At 57.9% G+C, this 17,459-nt stretch carries 16 protein-coding genes; 3 read left to right on the top strand and 13 right to left on the bottom strand.

Annotated features, from left to right (window positions below):
- Nucleotides 1-150: 150 nt before the first annotated feature.
- The 9 genes from FQ187_RS24495 to FQ187_RS24535 form a co-directional block, all read right to left on the bottom strand.
- Complete coding sequence (locus FQ187_RS24495) at nt 151-480, bottom strand: GlpM family protein (protein WP_178122759.1); 330 nt, start codon at nt 478-480, stop codon at nt 151-153.
- A gap of 8 nt (nt 481-488) precedes the next feature.
- Nucleotides 489-1,817 (bottom strand): sigma-54 dependent transcriptional regulator, encoded by a 1,329-nt coding sequence (locus tag FQ187_RS24500; protein WP_149631451.1) that lies wholly within the window; start codon nt 1,815-1,817, stop codon nt 489-491.
- Nucleotides 1,814-3,715: a sensor histidine kinase gene (locus tag FQ187_RS24505; protein ID WP_149631452.1), complete on the bottom strand. Its 1,902-nt coding sequence runs from the start codon at nt 3,713-3,715 to the stop codon at nt 1,814-1,816. Before FQ187_RS24505 ends, FQ187_RS24500 begins: the two co-directional genes overlap by 4 nt.
- Before the next feature lie 64 nt (nt 3,716-3,779).
- Nucleotides 3,780-4,514, bottom strand: coding sequence for an amino acid ABC transporter ATP-binding protein (locus tag FQ187_RS24510; protein WP_149631453.1), 735 nt, complete (start codon nt 4,512-4,514; stop codon nt 3,780-3,782).
- Nucleotides 4,511-5,182 carry an amino acid ABC transporter permease gene (locus tag FQ187_RS24515; RefSeq protein WP_149631454.1) on the bottom strand — a complete coding sequence of 224 codons (672 nt, stop codon included), beginning with the start codon at nt 5,180-5,182 and terminating at the stop codon, nt 4,511-4,513. The genes FQ187_RS24510 and FQ187_RS24515 overlap by 4 nt, the downstream gene beginning before the upstream one ends.
- The gene (locus FQ187_RS24520) at nt 5,182-5,928 is read right to left on the bottom strand and encodes an amino acid ABC transporter permease (RefSeq protein ID WP_149631455.1); all 747 of its coding nucleotides are present in this window, start codon (nt 5,926-5,928) and stop codon (nt 5,182-5,184) included. Before FQ187_RS24520 ends, FQ187_RS24515 begins: the two co-directional genes overlap by 1 nt.
- 350 nt (nt 5,929-6,278) lie before the next feature.
- Complete coding sequence (locus tag FQ187_RS24525; protein WP_129438050.1) at nt 6,279-7,205, bottom strand: glutamate/aspartate ABC transporter substrate-binding protein; 927 nt, start codon at nt 7,203-7,205, stop codon at nt 6,279-6,281.
- A 325-nt stretch (nt 7,206-7,530) separates the two neighbouring features.
- Nucleotides 7,531-7,941, bottom strand: coding sequence for a DUF4440 domain-containing protein (locus FQ187_RS24530; protein ID WP_129438048.1), 411 nt, complete (start codon nt 7,939-7,941; stop codon nt 7,531-7,533).
- Complete coding sequence (locus tag FQ187_RS24535) at nt 7,922-9,289, bottom strand: DHA2 family efflux MFS transporter permease subunit (protein WP_149631456.1); 1,368 nt, start codon at nt 9,287-9,289, stop codon at nt 7,922-7,924. Before FQ187_RS24535 ends, FQ187_RS24530 begins: the two co-directional genes overlap by 20 nt.
- Before the next feature lie 105 nt (nt 9,290-9,394).
- On the opposite strand from FQ187_RS24535, the gene FQ187_RS24540 reads away from it, so the two are divergent.
- Nucleotides 9,395-10,282 carry a LysR family transcriptional regulator gene (locus tag FQ187_RS24540; RefSeq protein WP_149631486.1) on the top strand — a complete coding sequence of 296 codons (888 nt, stop codon included), beginning with the start codon at nt 9,395-9,397 and terminating at the stop codon, nt 10,280-10,282.
- Between the two features lie 62 nt (nt 10,283-10,344).
- Here the strand turns inward: FQ187_RS24540 and glpD are convergent, their stop codons facing one another.
- The 4 genes from glpD to FQ187_RS24560 all read right to left on the bottom strand — a co-directional run bounded on the left by glpD (nt 10,345) and on the right by FQ187_RS24560 (nt 15,646).
- Entirely contained in the window at nt 10,345-11,883 is a 1,539-nt protein-coding gene (gene glpD / locus FQ187_RS24545) for a glycerol-3-phosphate dehydrogenase (RefSeq protein WP_129438042.1), read from the bottom strand.
- Nucleotides 11,884-12,182: 299 nt separating this feature from the next.
- Nucleotides 12,183-12,938, bottom strand: a complete 756-nt coding sequence (locus FQ187_RS24550; protein ID WP_007916700.1) for a DeoR/GlpR family transcriptional regulator — start codon at nt 12,936-12,938, stop codon at nt 12,183-12,185.
- A gap of 275 nt (nt 12,939-13,213) precedes the next feature.
- Complete coding sequence (gene glpK / locus FQ187_RS24555; RefSeq protein ID WP_149631457.1) at nt 13,214-14,719, bottom strand: glycerol kinase GlpK; 1,506 nt, start codon at nt 14,717-14,719, stop codon at nt 13,214-13,216.
- A gap of 75 nt (nt 14,720-14,794) precedes the next feature.
- Nucleotides 14,795-15,646, bottom strand: a complete 852-nt coding sequence (locus FQ187_RS24560) for an MIP/aquaporin family protein (RefSeq protein ID WP_129445064.1) — start codon at nt 15,644-15,646, stop codon at nt 14,795-14,797.
- Nucleotides 15,647-16,016: 370 nt separating this feature from the next.
- Between FQ187_RS24560 and ybaK the strand changes: the two genes are divergently transcribed.
- Both ybaK and FQ187_RS24570 read left to right on the top strand, forming a co-directional pair.
- The gene (gene ybaK / locus FQ187_RS24565; RefSeq protein WP_007971306.1) at nt 16,017-16,487 is read left to right on the top strand and encodes a Cys-tRNA(Pro) deacylase; all 471 of its coding nucleotides are present in this window, start codon (nt 16,017-16,019) and stop codon (nt 16,485-16,487) included.
- Nucleotides 16,488-16,593: 106 nt separating this feature from the next.
- Complete coding sequence (locus FQ187_RS24570) at nt 16,594-17,376, top strand: PhzF family phenazine biosynthesis protein (protein ID WP_149631458.1); 783 nt, start codon at nt 16,594-16,596, stop codon at nt 17,374-17,376.
- Nucleotides 17,377-17,459 lie beyond the last annotated feature (83 nt).

The following is a 17,459-nucleotide window of genomic DNA, read 5'->3' on the forward strand; positions in this document are numbered from 1 at the left end:
AGAAGACAGGGATTGATCAATCGAACTATGATTTTTCATGGACTCGCCCTCGCTGTCGTTGGCTGTTTAGACTGCCACCGTGGCGCATTGACGCCTCGGCTTGGGCGAGTCCATCCAATTACAGGCGGGTTTCGGGCAGGATCAAAAATCTCAGCCGTGAAGGCGCACCCAAACGCTGACCAGCACCGTCGCCGCCATTAACCAAGCCACCGCCGCTACAGCGAGCGAAGCCTCCAGCCGCATCCGGTCCACCATCACATACAACGTCGCCAGGTAGATGAAGTAAGGAATGATCGACCACATCCCAAACACGATGGTGGTCTTCAAATCCTCCAGCGAACGGCCCTTGCCGACGATGTAATGAGCAATCAGCGCAAAGGTCGGAAACAGCGGCACCAATCCTGCGATGTAATAGTTTTTGGTTCGGGCCAGGGTGGCGAGGATCACCACCACGGCCGCGCCCAGGGTTGCTTTGAGAATCAGGTCCATCAGTGGCTCAGCCCGTACTTCTTCACTTTGTCGAACAGGGTGGTCTTGGCCATGCCCAGTTCCAGACTGGCCTGGGTCAGGTTGCCGCCGCTGCGCTGCAAGGCGTCGTTGAGCAAGTTGCGTTCGAAGGCTTCCACCGCTTCGGCGAAGGCCAAGCCCTGATTGCTGCCGCTGGTACCGGATTTCTTGAAGGCCGGCAGACCGAGGGCAAAGCGCTCGGCGACGTTGCGCAGTTCGCGTACGTTGCCCGGCCAGTCGTGGCTCATCAGGTTCGACAGGGTCTGGTTGTCGAGGTCCGGCACGGCACGGTCGAAGCGCAGGGACGATTGCTGCAGGAAGTGTTCGAACAATTGCAGGATGTCTTCGCGGCGCTCACGCAGCGGCGGTAATTCAAGGGTCACTACGTTCAAGCGGTAATACAGGTCGCTGCGAAACTCGCCCGCCTTGCTCGACTCATCCAGATCGGACTTGGTCGCCGCGATCACCCGGCAATCCACCGCCACACTCTGGTTCGAGCCGAGGCGTTCGAGGGTGCGTTCCTGCAACACCCGCAGCAGTTTGATTTGCAGCGGCAGCGGCATGCTTTCCACTTCGTCGAGAAACAGCGTGCCGCCGTCGGCGTGTTCGATCTTGCCGATCCGCCGCTTGCCGGCGCCGGTAAAGGCGTTGGCTTCGTGGCCGAAGATTTCGCTTTCGAACAGGTTTTCCGGCAGGCCACCGCAGTTCAGCGCGACGAACTGCTTGGTGTGCCGCCGACTGAAGTCGTGCAGGCAACGCGCAACCAGCTCTTTACCTGTGCCGGTCTCACCTTCGATCAGCACGTTGGCCGACGTATCGGCAACGTTGGCGATCAATTCCCGCAGGTTCTGCATGGCTGGCGAGCGGCCGATGATCCGGCCTTCGAGAGAATCCCGTTCCGCCAGTTGCCGACGCAACGAAGAGACTTCCCGCGCAAGGCTGCGTTGCTCCAGCGCACGGCGCGCCACATCGACCAGACGTTCGGGGGAGAAAGGTTTCTCCATGAAGTCATAGGCGCCTTTCTGCATCGCATCGACAGCCATGGAGATGTCGCCGTGACCGGTGATCAGCACCACCGGCAGGCTGCGATCGCGAGCCTTGAGGCGGGTCAGCAATTCCAGGCCATCGATACCCGGCAGGCGGATGTCGCTGATGACGATGCCGGCAAAGTTATCGCCGACTCGCTCCAGCGCTTCTTCGGCGCTACCGACGCCCACGCAGGGAATGTCTTCCAGGGTCAGCGCCTGTTGGCAGCCGAGCAGCACATGGGGGTCGTCTTCGACGATCAGCACACTAAGGTCGTTGTTCATATTGGCTCGGCGTGAGTGGGGCTTACCAACGGTAAACTGAGGACGAAGGTGGTACCACCGCTGGCCGGGTGCTCGACCCCCAGATGACCGCCGGTGGCGGCGGCCAGGCTGGCGGAAAGGGTCAGGCCAAGGCCCAGGCCCTGTTCGCCGGGTTTAGTGGTGAAGAACGGTTCGAACAAATGTTTGCGTGCTTCGGCGTCGATGCCATGGCCGTTGTCGCGTACACGAAGGCGATATTTGCCATCGAACTCTTCGCCTTCGAGCCACAACTCTGGCAGCGGCTGCGCCTGCATGGCGTCGAGGGCGTTGCCGATCAGGTTGACCAGAATCTGCTCCAGACGCGTCTGGTCGATCTGCACCTGCAGATCGGCGAAGTCTCGGTGCAGTTGCAAATGAGCGCTTTCCACGCGACCACCCAGCAGTTGCAAGGCTGCATCCACCGCTTTGCCGAGGCTGGCCTGACCTTTGTCGTCTCCGCGGCGAGCGAATGAACGCAGGCTGGCGGTGATCCGGCCCATGCGGTCGATCAGTTCGTTGATGGTCTTGAGGTTGGTGCTGGCAACGTCCAGCTGACCGCGTTCCAGAAACCGCACGGTGTTGCCGGACAAGGTCCGCAGCGCCGCCAGTGGCTGGTTCAATTCGTGGGCGATGCTGGTGGACATCTGGCCGATCGCCGCGAGTTTACCGGCCTGTACCAGTTCATCCTGGGCGCGGCGTAGCGTCTCTTCGGCCAGACGCCGTTCGCGGATCTGGCCCTTGAGCCGTTCGTTGCTGGCGCGTAGATCAGTGGTGCGTTCGGTAATCCGACGCTCCAGTTGATTGTTGGCCTCCTGCAAGGCTTCCCGGGCGGCGAGGCGTGTGGCAATGACCTTGCGCCGCTCGTTCCAGGCGATCAGCAGGAACGCCACCAGGGCAAACGCCACCGCCACCAGAATCCCCTGATTGATCGCTTCGCGACGCAAATCCTGCAGGGGGGTGAGCAGGGTGAAATTCCACGGGGTGTCGCTCAATGGCCGGGTTTGCGACAGGTAGCTGATGTCCTCTTCATTGGATTCCACTTCACTGTTGGAGGGGAAGGTGAGTTTTTCCTCGCCTTCGGCCAGTCGTTCACGGGCCAGCGGTTGCAGTTCGTTCAGTGGGAACCAGTAGTACTGAAGGCTGCGGGCCAGTTTTTCCTTGGTCTCGTCGCTCAGCGGCACAACCGATTTCAGGCGCCGTGCCGGATCGCTGGAAAGAATGATGATGCCGTTTTCATCGCTGACGAAAGCTTCCAGCCGCGCGCGCTGCCAGCGTTCTTCCAGGGCTTCGAGGCGGACCTTGACCACTGCGACGCCGATGATCTTTCCGTGTTCTTCCAGTCCATGAGCCAGGTAATAACCGGGCTCGCCGTTGGTGCTGCCGATGCCGTAGAAACGCCCCGGCTGACCACGAACGGCATTCTGGAAATAGGCGCGGAAGGACAGGTCTTCGCCCAGGTAACTGTCGACATCGCGCCAGTTACTGGTAGCCATGACACGGCCGGTGGTGTCCATCACGTAGATAGCCCGACTGCGGCTGCGCCGGTTCAGGCCTTCGAGGTATTCATTGACCGTCTGCCGGTGTTCCGGCGACGGGTCGGCCAACAGCTTCGAAACGCTGGACTCGAGTTCCAGCAGGCTGGGCAGGTAGGTGTATTTGCTGATCTCGCTCTCGACAGCGCGGGCGTGCAGTTCCAGCTGACGCTGGCCGTTCTCGCTGAGGCTGCGGATCCCGTAGTGGTCACTGACCCAGAAGCCGAGGTAGCCCAATCCGATCATCAGGGCGATGACCAGCGGCGGCAGGAACAGATGGCGAATCAGACGGGGTTTCACGGCGAGTGATGGCGGCGCGGCGCGATAGAGAGTGGGGTCGCATTTCATCACAGATGCCTTGGGTCAACCACCTGCATTCCCCGACAATTGCTGTCGGGGAATGCAGCGGGCTTTAGTGCTGCAGAATCTTGTTGAGGAAGTGCTGTGTACGCTCGGCGCGAGCGTTGATGTCGCCGAAGAACTCCTCTTTCTTGCAGTCTTCGATGATTTTGCCCTGGTCCATGAAAATCACCCGGTCCGCCACTTTACGGGCGAAACCCATTTCGTGGGTCACGCACATCATGGTCATGCCTTCGTGGGCCAGTTGCACCATCACGTCGAGTACTTCGTTGACCATTTCAGGGTCCAGCGCCGAGGTCGGTTCGTCGAACAGCATGACGATCGGGTCCATCGCCAGCGCACGGGCAATCGCCACACGCTGTTGCTGACCACCGGAGAGCTGGCCCGGATGCTTATGCGCATGGGCAGACAGCCCGACGCGCTCAAGCAGTTGCAGGCCTTTCTTGGTGGCTTCTTCCTTGCTGCGGCCCAAGACCTTGATCTGCGCGATGGTCAGGTTTTCGGTGATGGTCAGGTGCGGGAACAGTTCGAAATGCTGGAACACCATGCCAACGCGCGAACGCAGTTTCGGCAGGTTGGTCTTCGGATCGGCGATGGACGTGCCATCGACCACCACGTCGCCTTTCTGGAAGGGTTCCAGGGCATTGACGCATTTGATCAGGGTGGATTTGCCGGAGCCGGACGGCCCGCACACCACAATCACTTCGCCTTTTTTGACCTCGGTGCTGCAGTCAGTCAGTACCTGGAAGTCGCCATACCACTTGTTGACATTCTTGATAGAAATCATACGGCAAACCTTTTTTGCAGACGCTTGACCAGCAGCGAGGCGGCAAAGCTGATTGTGAAGTACGTGAGACCTGCAAAGATCAGGAACTCGTTGGAGCGACCGATGATGTCGCCACTGGCACGCGAGGCATTGAGGAAGTCCACCAGACCGACCGCGTATACCAGCGAGGTGTCCTGAAACAGGATGATGCTCTGTTGCAGCAGCAGCGGGGTCATCTTGCGGAATGCTTGCGGCAGGATGATCAACCGCATCATCTGACCATACGTCATGCCCAGGGCTTGGGCTGCACCCATCTGACCCTTGGAAATCGACTGGACGCCGGCCCGGACGATTTCGCAGAAGTACGCCGCTTCGAACATCATGAATGCCACGATGCACGAGGCAAACGCGCCGATCGGGGTGTCTTCGCCGGTGATCCAGCGCAGTACGAACGGCACCGCCAGGTAGAACCAGGTGATCACCAGCAGCAGTGGAATCGAGCGGAAGTAGTTAACGTAGGCGCCGGCAATGTTCGACAGCCATTTGCTGTGGGACAGGCGCATCAGCGCCAGGATCGTGCCGAGGATGATCCCACCGATGACGCCCAGCGCCATCAGTTGCAAGGTCATGACCATGCCGTTCCACAAGCCCGGCAGGGACGGGATGATGCCCGAGAAGTCGAATTCCATCATTTACCCCCTACGGAGATCAGGCCCGGTACGGCTACTTTCTTCTCGACCATGCGCATCAGCAGCATCAGGCCCATGTTCAGCGTGAAGTAGATCAGCGTTGCCAGGGTGAAGGCTTCGAACAGGTTGGCGGAGAACTCGGCGGTCTGTTTGGTCTGCGCGAGCAACTCCATCAGGCCGATCAGCGACGCGACGGAAGAGTTCTTGAATACGTTCAGGAATTCCGAGGTGAGCGGCGGAATGATGATCCGGTAAGCCTGGGGCAGCAGCACGTTCCAGTAGATTTGCGGCAGCTTGAAGCCCATGGCGCGAGCGGCGGATTCCTGGCCGCGAGGCAGCGCCTGGATACCGGTACGCACCTGTTCGCAAACACGGGCGGCGGTGAACAAGCCCAGGCAGACGACGACGCTCAGGTAAGCCGAGGTGGTCGGATTGAGATCCTGCTTGTACCACTCTTGCAGGTCCGCAGGCAGCAGATCGGGCACCAGGAAGTACCAGATAAACAGCTGAACCAGCAGCGGCACGTTACGGAAGAGTTCGACGTAACAGGTCGCGATGCCCGATACGATGCGGTTCGGCACGGTGCGCATGACGCCCAGAATCGAGCCCAGCAGCAGGGCAACGATCCAGGCCACGACGGCGATGGCGATGGTCCAGCCCAAGCCGGAGATGTACCAGTCGAGATACGTCTCGCTGCCCACGCCGGTGGACTTGAAGAACACGCCCCAGTCCCAGTTGTAATTCATTAGGGTCTCCCCTCAGATCGTTCGATGTACAAGTGCCCGCCTGGGGAAGCTCCGTTCCCGCCCGACCTAGGTGGCCTGTGTGGTCAGTTCTGTCAGCTCAACTCCGGCCCCGGAAGTCCATCTCCTGCGTTGCTGTTCCTCGCCATAGCGGGCTATGACTCGTCACAGCGCCTTGGATATGAACTTCCGGCACCGAATTTGAGCTAACGAACTGACCGTACAGGCCACTACGATCAGGCACACACGAGCGGCTCGACAGCCACCGGTTCGAGTGTTTCCAGAAATGCCAGCAGGGAGTGACTATCCCCTGAAAGGGCAGAGCCCTGTCAGGAGATAAGGTTAGTTAGAATTCAGGACTTTTTTTCTACAGGCTTGTCGTCAGCCGCTTTATCGGTCGGATTGGCGATCAGGGCCTTGAGCTCGTTGCTCATCGGGAAGCTCAGGTTCAGGCCTTTTGGCGGAATTGGCTGCATGAACCATTTTTCGTAGATCTTGTTGATCTCGCCGGACTTGTAAGTCGCGACGATCGCGTCGTCGACAACCTTCTTGAACGGCTCGTCGCCCTTGCGGACCATGCAACCGTAGATTTCGTAGGACTGTGGAGTGCCGGTCACGGCCCAGTCATCCGCCTTCTTGGCTTTGGCGGCTTCACCGGCCAGCAAGGCGTCGTCCATCATGAACGCAACGGCACGGCCCGATTCCAGCATCTGGAAGGACTCGCCGTGGTCTTTGGCGGAGATGACGTTCATGCCCATTTGCTTGTCGGCGTTCATCGACTTGAGGATGCGCTCGGACGTGGTGCCGGCGGTGGTCACGACGTTCTTGCCTTTGAGGTCGTCGAAATCCTTGTACGCGGAATCTTTCTTGGACAGCAGGCGGGTACCGATTTCGAAGATGCCGACGGAGAAGTCAACTTGCTGCTGACGCTCGACATTGTTGGTGGTGGAGCCGCACTCGACGTCCACGGTGCCGTTCTGCACCAGCGGGATACGGGTTTGCGAGGTGACCAGGTTGTATTTGACCTGAAGGTTCGGCAGGTCGAGGTCTTTCTTGATGGCTTCAACGATTTTCAGCTGGATATCGTGGGAGTAGCCCATCGGTTTGCCGGAAGCGTCCGCGATGTAGGAAAACGGAATGGAAGCGTCACGATGTCCGAGGGTGATAACGCCGGACTCTTTGATCTTCTTCAGGGTGCCGGTGAGCTCGGCGGCGAAAACTGGAGTGCTGATCAGAGCGGCAGCAATGGCTGCGCCCAGGAGATGGGGAACGATGCGCATCAAATTTTCCTCGACATTGTTTTTATATGGAGCCAGTTCATCGGCCCTTTTTGTGCTTTGAATGCTTGCCGGCTCCTGAAGGGGTGCCTCAGCGGACATTCGTCCAAGAGTGTAGAGCATGACTCGTGCCAGGCCAGGCTGAATAGATCAACTTATTGATTTATAAGGTTATTAAATATTTATGGCGAGAGTTTTGATGCAGGGGGATCCGGTTAACCGAATCGACTGACAGGTCGCGTTCGGAAAACCGAATGGTGTTCGGGGCCGCTAACGTCCTTTCGGCCAGATAATAGAAGAGCCAGTGATCATGCCGTTCATATGACAATCAGCCTCCCTGGCTTAGCGGCGTTTCATGCAGGTAAATCCACTGGGCGTTGTGGTGATGCATGCCAATGATCGCCACCGAAACCCGTGAGCTTTCGCGCTGGTTGAGGCGATGGGTTTCCTTGTAGCGAATCGCCACGCTGTTGCCTTCCTGCCAGACCGTCTGCAGGTCGCTGATGACGATCTCGAGGCCCGGTTTGGCGCCGACCGCACCCTTGAACATCTGTTCGACCATCGCCCGGCTGACGATGGCAGCCGAAGTGGTGACCATGGTGAAGTGCTCGGCGAATGCCGACATCAGCGGCTCGAAAGCGGTCTGCCCCTTACCGTTTGCGTCGGTGAACAGGGTGTGGATCAACTCGTGCACGTGATGAATGCTGTGTTGCGCCTGTTCAACTATTTTGTTGTGCATGACAGTCCTTTTGAGTGTTCAACTGACTCAGTTGAAAGAGTGGAAACAAGCCTGCCAGTGCGGCGATGGCGAAGGTCACGTGGTAGGCCTGGGTGGTATCGAAATGCTTCCAGAGCAGGTTGAAAACCATCAGGAAGAGGGCAGCGCCGATGCTGAATGACATCTGTCGGTTGATGTTCCAGATGACACTGGCCTTGTGAGTGTCATTGCCCTCGAAGTCCATCAGCGACGTGGTTTGTGCTGTGTTGGCGCCGATGCCGCCGCCGATCCCCATCAAGCTGTAGGCGATGACAATCACCAGAAAATCTGAGGGATCGTTCACCAGTAACAGGGTGGCGATGCCGGCGCTGTGCAAGAGCATGCCGAGGGCAAACAGCCGCTTCGCGCCCATCCGGTTATAGACTCGGCCACAGATCAGCATTGCGATGAACGCGCCGATGGCGTACAGGATCATGAACATCCCTGTCAGTCGGGCGCTGAAGTGCAGGGTGTTTTGCAGGAAGAAGATGCTCATCAAGTTGACCCCTGTGAACACACCGGGAATTGCGTAATAGATAAAGATGGAGGTGCTGAGTTTTTTGCTTTTGAGCAGGCTCAGTTCAATGATCGGGTTTTTGCAGGTGCGGTAGTGCAGCCCGTACAGTACGACGAAAGCAACGCCGGCCATGACGAAGAGGGCGGCCACCCATGCCGGAGCGTCGCCGCCATATAACGACATGCCCATCAGCAGGCTGCCGAGTGCCGCGCTGACCAGCAGCAAGCCCTTGATGTCGGGCCGGGGCAAACTCGTCGGCCGCGCTTCGTTGATCCAGAACCAGGACAGCAATGCCGCTATCAGCGAGAACGGGATGTTGCTGTAGAACACCCAGCGCCAGGAGCTGCTGTCGACGATGACACCGCCGATGGTCGGTGAAATGGCGGGCGCTATCAGGGCAACGGCCATGACCAATGTGGATATTTTCGCCCGCTGCTCGCCCTTGAACAGGTTGAACGTCAGCGCCTGGCCGACAGGAATCAACAGGCCGCCACCAATTCCCTGGACGAAGCGCCAGATCACCAGTTCGTTGAAGCTATTGGCCAGCCCACACATCCACACGGAAGCGGTGAATACGATCATCGAGGCGGTGAGGATTTCCCGGCTGCCAAAACGACCGGCCAACCAGGTGCTGACCGGGATGATCAGAGTCAGCCCCAGAATATAAGCGTTAGCCACCCAGGCAACGTCTGAAGTACTAACGTGCAGCGCCGCCGATATACTCGGTAATGCGACCGCCGACATAAAGATGTTAATGCAGTCTATAAAAAAGCCGATCAGAAATATCAGTGCAACTTTGTAGCGATAGGTCATGTTGTTTCCCCTTTGCCGCAAAGCATAGGGGCGGTGGACTTGAACTGTCGATACGACTATCCTTGAAACAATGTTTGACGGGATTTAACAGTGAGCCATATTGCTATGCACACTCATCTTAATCGGGTCCAGACATTCCTGGCCGTTGTCGATTTTGGTTCTTACACCAAGGCTGCCAATTACCTGAGCATCAGCAAAGCCATGGCCAGTCTGCATGTCAAGGCGCTGGAGGACGTGCTGTCAGCGACGTTGTTGATTCGAAATACCCGAAATATATCCCTCACCGAAATCGGTCAGGACTTTTATGAAGAGTTCAAAGGTATTGTCGCGGACATCGATAACGCCTTCGATAATGTATTAAAAGGGCACAATCGGGTGTCCGGTAAATTGCGTTTCAGTTCCACCAGTGAATACGGTGAGGCGTATATTCTGCCGTTGATTCCGCAATTTATAGAACGTTATCCGGAGATAAAACTCTGTTATAACTTTAACTCGTCGCTCAATGATCTGGTGGCGGAAAAGTTAGACTTGGTTATCCGTTTAGGCAACTTGGCGGACTCGGCATTCAAGAGCCGCAAGCTGGCGGATTATGAAATTGTCCTGGTGGCTACCGAGACGTTCCTCGCGCGTCACCCGGTGCAAAAGCCTCAGGACCTGAATTCGGTGCCGTGGATTGCAAACAGCAACCTGCAGGCGCCTACTCAGTGGACACTGCGCCATCCGCAATCGGGTAATGTCGAGATCAATGGGATCAATCAGTTTGAATCCAATTCTTCCACGGCAATCCGCTCCATGACGTTGTCGTCGTTAGGCGTCTCGGTGCTGCCCGCCTGGGTGGTCAAGGACGACATCGCCAGCGAGCGGCTGATCCGGCTGTTGCCCGACTATTCGCTGCCCTCGCAGTCCGTCAACGTGGTGTTTCCCAACAGCCCGCATTTGCCCCACAAATCGAGGGCCTTCATCGATTTCCTGTTGCTGCATCTGGCGCAGTAAGCACCTACAAAAAAGCCCCTGAATCTTGAGATTCAGGGGCTTTGCTTTAACCGGATTGCCGATCAGGCCGCTTCGATCTTGCTGCGGTTCTGCTCGACCTTGCTCAGATAATCCTTGAGCTTTTCCTGTTCCGCCGGGGTGGTGAACAGCCCCAGCTTGCTGCGGCGCCACAGAATGTCATGCGCGGTGGTTGCCCATTCTTCGCTGCACAGGTAATCGACTTCACGGGTGTAGAGCCCGCCGCCGATGTGTTCGCCCATATCGCCGAGATTCTGCACGCCTTCCAGCATGCGCCAGGTGCGGCTGCCGTAGGTGGTGGCCCAGCGGCGGGCGATTTCGGTCGGCACCCAGTCGAACTTGTCACGGATCAAGGCGCACAAGGCTTGCGGGGTGGTCATGTCTTCACCGCCCGGCAGGGTAGCGCTGGCGGTCCAGCTCGGCTTGATGTCCTTGAAGTACGGAGCCAGTTGCGCCAGCGCCGACTCGGCCAGCTTGCGGTAGGTGGTCAGCTTGCCGCCGAACACCGACAACAGCGGCGCTTCTTCGCCGGTGCCCGACAGCGCCAAGGTGTAGTCGCGAGTGACGGCCGACGGGTTGTCGGATTCGTCGTTGCACAGTGGGCGAACGCCGGAATAGCTGTGCAGGATGTCGTCGCGGCTGATGCGTTTCTTGAAATGGGAGTTGACCACTTTTAACAGGTAGTCGGTTTCGCCTTCGGTGATCGCAACTGCAGCCGGATCGCCGGTGTACTCGCGGTCGGTGGTGCCGATCAGGGTGAAGTGGTTCAGGTACGGAATGGTGAAGACGATGCGCTGATCTTCGTTTTGCAGAATGTGCGCGTGTTCGCCTTCGTACAGTTTCGGAACGATCAGGTGGCTGCCCTGAATCAGGCGGATGCCGTACGGCGATTCCATCTTCAGGTCGTCACGAATGAACTTGGCGACCCAAGGGCCGGCGGCGTTTACCAGTGCCTTGGCGCGGATCGAAAACAGACTGCCATCGGCGCGTTCCAGATGCAGGTGCCACATTCCCTTGGTGCGACGAGCGCTGACGCAACGGGTCTGGGTGTGAACGTGGGCGCCTTTTTCGCGGGCGGCCATGGCGTTCAGTACCACCAGACGAGCATCGTCGACCCAGCAATCGGAGTATTCGAAGCCTTTGGTGATTTCGCTTTTCAGCGGGCTGTCCGGGCCGAACTTCAGGCTTTTCGAGCCTTCGAGTTTTTCCCGCTTGCCGAGGTGGTCATAAAGGAACAGGCCGGCACGGATCATCCAGGCCGGACGCAGGTGTGGGCGGTGCGGCAGCACGAAGCGCATCTGCTTGACGATGTGCGGGGCCTTGGCCAGCAGCACTTCGCGTTCGGCCAGGGCTTCGCGCACCAGACGGAATTCGTAATGTTCAAGGTAGCGCAGGCCACCGTGGATCAGCTTGCTGCTGGCTGAAGAGGTGTGGCTGGCCAGGTCGTCCTTTTCGCAAAGAAACACCGAAAGACCGCGACCGGCGGCATCCGCTGCGATCCCCACGCCATTGATCCCGCCACCGATGACGGCGATATCGTAGATCTCAGCAAGAGGGGGCGTAGGCAAGGTAGAAGTGGGCATCGGCTAGCCTCGGGCTTTTATGATTTTCGGTATTGGAATTCGAACATTAATGTTCATTTGCGAAAATGGTAGCCCATAAAGTCGCCCGCAGCCAGTTAACTTCGATTGAAAATACTGATCGAAGAGCCGTTAAAGGAAAATTTTCGAACATTTAGAGGTGCGATAGAGCGCAGAAGATGTGCTGTCTGGACGATCGCCATCGCGGGCAAGCCCGTTCCCACAAGGGTTTGTGCATGACCTGTGGGAGCGTGGCTTGCCCGCGATGGCGCCGGTACAGGCGCCGAAGATGTGAGGGAAGGTTAAACGACTTCGAGTCGAATCTTGTGCTGACTCAACAACTGCGCCAACGCCGGCACAGGTTGCTGATCGGTGACCAGGCAATCAATCAAACTGATCGGCCCCAGACGAATCATGGCGTTGCGCCCGAATTTGCTGGAGTCCGCCGCCAGAATCACCTGTCGGGCATTGGCGATGATCGCCTGGGACACCCGAACTTCCTGATAGTCGAAGTCCAACAGACTGCCGTCTTCATCGATACCGCTGATGCCGACCAGGGCGAAATCAACCTTGAACTGGTTAATGAAGTCGACACTGGCCTGACCGACCACGCCACCGTCACGCCGCACATTGCCGCCAGTCAGCAGGACATCGAAGTCGTCCTTGGCGCTGAGCATCGAGGCTACATGCAGGTTATTGGTGATGATCTTCAGGTGATTGTGATTGAGCAACGCCCGGGCGATGGATTCGGTGGTGGTACCGATATTGATGAACAGCGAGGCGTGATCCGGGATTTGAGCCGCAATGGCTTCACCGATACGCTGCTTTTCATCGCGCATCTGATCGGCACGCATGGCGTAGGCGGTGTTTTCGACGCTGGAATCGTAAGCGGCGCCGCCATGGTAGCGACGCAACAAATTAGCTTCCGCGAGCTGATTGATATCGCGGCGGATGGTTTGCGGTGTAACGACGAACAGCGTAGCCATTTCCTCGATGCTGACATAGCCGCGTTCGCGGACCAGTTCGAGGATTTGCTGCTGACGGGGAGGCAGATTCATGGGGCTTCCTTTGGGCTGCCGTGCAAAATTTGCCCATGATGACGCAGGAATCTGCTCCCTACCAGTTTCCAAATAACGTGAAAGCTACTTCATGCTGGGCACCTTCGGCGTTACGCAAGCAATCCTGCGTTAAAAACAGGCTCGGACTGCTCATTTACAACCTCGTAAAGTCGGGTGCGACCCCAGCCGGTCCTCGCCTGTTTTTGCCTTGTATTACCTTCGATCGCTACGCTTTCACGCTATTTGGACATACAGATACGAGTACTCAGCTTGGCTTATTCAGCGCCTTCATGCGGTTCCCAGTCGCGGGTGCGGCTGACGGCTTTTTTCCAGCCAGCGTAGAGTTTTTCCTTCGCGGTTTCGTCCAGGGTCGGTTCGAATTCGCGTTCGATCACAGCCTTGCCGCGCAACTCATCCAGGCTGCCCCAGAAGCCACACGCCAGACCAGCCAGGTAAGCCGCACCGAGTGCGGTGGTTTCGCGCATTTGCGGACGTTCGACCTGAGTGCCGAGGATGTCGGCCTGGAACTGCATCAGGAAGTTGTTCGCGACGGCACCGCCGTCCACACGCAGGGATTTCAAGCGTTCGCCGGAGTCCTGTTGCATGGCGTCGAGAACGTCGCGGGTCTGGTAGGCAATCGACTCGAGGGCTGCACGAATAATGTGATCCACCCGTACGCCGCGAGTCAGGCCGAACAATGCCCCGCGGGCATACGGGTCCCAGTACGGAGCGCCCAGACCCGTAAAGGCGGGCACCAGGTACACGCCGTTGCTGTCCTTCACCTTATTGGCGAAGTATTCGGTGTCGTGGGCGTCGTTGATGATCTTCAGTTCGTCGCGCAGCCACTGAACAGTAGATCCGCCATTGAACACAGCACCTTCCAGTGCGTAAGCCACTTCGCCGCGCGGGCCGCAAGCGATGGTGGTGAGCATGCCGTGCTTGGACTTCACGGCTTTGTCGCCGGTGTTCATCAGCAGGAAGCAGCCGGTGCCGTAGGTGTTTTTCGCCTGGCCGGGCTCGACGCACATCTGGCCGAACAGGGCCGCTTGCTGGTCACCCGCGATACCGCCGATGGCGATGCCGCTTTTGGTGTGGCCGTAGATTTCGGACGAGGATTTAACTTCCGGCAGCATCTCGCGCGGAATATCCAGCACCTCCAGCATCTTCGTATCCCACTCCAGCGTGTGGATGTTGAAGAGCATGGTGCGCGAGGCGTTGGTGTAGTCGGTGACGTGCACCTTGCCGCCAGTAAATTTCCAGATCAGCCAGCTGTCGATGGTGCCGAACAACAGTTCGCCTTTGCGCGCACGTTCGCGGCTGCCTTCGACGTTGTCGAGGATCCATTTGAGCTTGGTACCGGAGAAGTACGGGTCGGTGACCAGGCCGGTGGTGTCGCTGATGTATTGCTCGTGCCCGTCGCGCTTGAGTTGCTGGCAGATCTCGGTGCTGCGGCGGCACTGCCAGACGATCGCGTTGTAGATTGGGCGGCCGGTAGTCTTGTCCCAGACCACGGTGGTTTCGCGCTGGTTGGTGATGCCGATGGCGGCAACCTGGTCGTGATGCAGGCCGGCTTGAGCCAAGGCCTCGACCATCACGGCGCTTTGGGTAGCGAAGATTTCCATCGGGTCGTGTTCGACCCAACCGGCTTGCGGGTAATGCTGTGCGAATTCGCGCTGGGCGGTGCAGACCACGTTCGCGTCGCGGTCGAAAATGATCGCGCGGGAGCTGGTCGTACCCTGATCGAGGGCAATGATGTAGTTCTTATTCTGAGTGTCGGTCATGTCGATTGCCTTGGACGAAAAAAGGGAGTGAGGTCCGGCGCGTGATCTGATGGGCAGGATCACACGCCAACGGTATCAAGAAGTTCTTGGTTTGCCGTCAATGGCCGGTGCTGCGTCCTTTGTAGCAGGTAGGGCGCTGGGCAGATGACGGGCAATCAGCCCGCGATAAGCTGCAGCACCGAGGCAGGCACCGACAATCGGTGCAAAAATCGGAATCAGGAAATACGGGATGTCGCGCCCGCCGGTGAAGGAAATTTCACCCCAGCCAGCGAAGAAAGTCATCAGTTTAGGACCGAAGTCGCGCGCCGGGTTCATCGCAAAACCGGTCAGCGGCCCCATCGAACTACCAATCACGGCAATCAGCAGGCCGATCAGCAGCGGAGCGAGCGGACCCTTTGGCAAGCCATTGTTGTCGTCGGTCAGGGACATGATCACGCCCATCAGGATGGCGGTGATGATCACTTCAACCAGGAAGGCTTGTGCCGTGGTCAAGGCCGGGTTGGGGAAGGTGGAGAACACTGACGCCAATTCGAGGCTGGCCTGAGTACCACGAACCATATGGTGAGTTTGTTCGTAATCGAAGAATAAATTGCTGTACAGCGTGTAAACCAACAACGCTCCACAGAAGGCACCAGCGATCTGGGCGAGAATATAAAAAGGCAGTTTGCGCTTTTCGAAGTCAGCGAAAATGCTCAGGGCAATGCTGACGGCGGGATTGAGATGAGCCCCGGAAACGCCGGCGGTCAGATAGATCGCCATGCTCACGCCGATCCCCCAGATGATGCTGATTTCCCAAAGGCCGAAGCTGGCACCCGCGACCTTGAGCGCGGCAACACAACCTGTACCAAAAAAGATCAGCAGTGCAGTACCCAAAAATTCGGCCATGCATTGGCTTGAGAGCGACGGTTGTTGTAAAGCAGTTGTCATTGAAAACCTCGTTTTTGTTGTTGTCTGGCGCTTTTTCCTAAGGGACAAAGCGCGATTTTCACCGAGACGGGATCCCCATCCTGTTCTCGGCCTACTGCTGGGTGCTGCGATAGGAACATTCGTACAGTATTCAGATTCGAAAAAATATAGACAAGAAACGCTGCTGTCAAAGGTCGAAAGTGAACCATCAGTCACAATCGAACTATCAGTCACATGAATGACCGCATCGTTCACGCGGCAGGCTGAAGGTGGACGAACGGCATAAGGCGCCGCCAAGCCTTTGAAATAGCGCCGCAATAGAGCCATTTGTCGATCAATGCCCTAGAATCCAGCGCAGTATTTTTCTTCTGCCGCCCAGTCTGGAGCTGTCATGACCCCCGCATTGGATTTGTTGAAAAAAGTTCGTGCCGAACATCGCGTGCACAGTTACGAACATGATCCGAAGGCAGCGTCCTACGGGCTGGAGGCCGCGGAGAAGCTGGGGCTGGATCCGGCGCAGGTGTTCAAGACCTTGCTGGCGGCGAGCGAGAAAGGTGAATTGTTGGTGGCCGTGGTGCCGGTCGTCGGAAGTCTGGACTTAAAGGGCCTGGCGCATGCTGCGGGCGTGAAAAAAGTCGAAATGGCCGATCCTGCCGCTGCGCAACGATCCACCGGTTACCTGTTGGGTGGGATCAGCCCGCTGGGACAGAAAAAGCGCTTGCGTACCTTTATCGATAATTCGGCTCAGCCCTTCGCCAGCATTTTTGTCAGTGCGGGGCGACGTGGGCTGGAAGTCGAATTGGCACCCGCGGTGCTGGCCGAACATACCCAGGCGAAGTTCGCCGATATCGGCCGCGCCTGACGAGGGCTTCCGGCCTGGCGCTGTATGGTGCAAATTTACTGGCTCTGTCACTGGTGCCGGGTTGTCGGCAGCTTCATGCTCCGTGACCTGACAAAGGGAGAAGGTTATGCAGCTTGAGTTTCATCAGGTCGATGCGTTCAGTGATCGGCCGTTCAGTGGCAACCCGGCGATGGTCTATCGCCTCGATGCTTGGCTTGCCGATGAGTTGATGCAGAAGATCGCCGCCGAGCACAACCTCGCCGAAACCGCTTTCGTGGTACGCGAAGGGCAGGGCTGGCACATCCGCTGGTTTACCCCGACTACCGAAGTGCCGTTGTGCGGTCATGCAACCCTGGCCAGCGCTTATGTTCTGTTTGAAATCTATAAAGAGCCGGTCGAGCGCCTGGACTTCGTCTGCAAGTCCGGCCTGCTGAGTGTGAGCCGTGAGGGTGAGCGCTTGTGGCTGGATTTTCCGGCGCTCATTCCGTCGGAAGTGGGCGTGACCCTGGATGTCGAGCGCGCGCTGGGTGTGGAAGCGGTTGATGTGCTGGGGTCGAACGAGTTGTTCGTGGTGCTGGAATCCGAACAGGCGGTGCTCGAATGTCAGCCGGACATGGCGGCACTGGCGAAACTGCCGTGGCCGGGGGCAATTGTCACGGCCAGGGGCAGCCAGCATGATTTTGTTTCCCGCTACTTCGCGCCAGCGATCGGCATCAACGAAGACCCGGTGACCGGTTCCACCCATTGCAGCCTGATTCCGTACTGGTCGAAACGTTTGGGCAAGTCGAGCCTGACGGCTTATCAGCGTTCGGCTCGAGGCGGGGAGTTGTTCTGTCGGCTGGAAGGGGATCGGGTGAAAATCGGCGGGAATGCGACGCTCGTTGCAAGCGGAACGCTAATGCTGAGTTAAACGAACACCCAATGTGGGAGCGAGCTTGCTCGCGATTGCGGACTGTCAGTCGACATCATCATTGACTGACAGTCCGCTATCGC

Origin of the sequence: Pseudomonas sp. ANT_J28 (assembly GCF_008370005.1) — a bacterium.
GTDB lineage: Bacteria > Pseudomonadota > Gammaproteobacteria > Pseudomonadales > Pseudomonadaceae > Aquipseudomonas > Aquipseudomonas frigoris.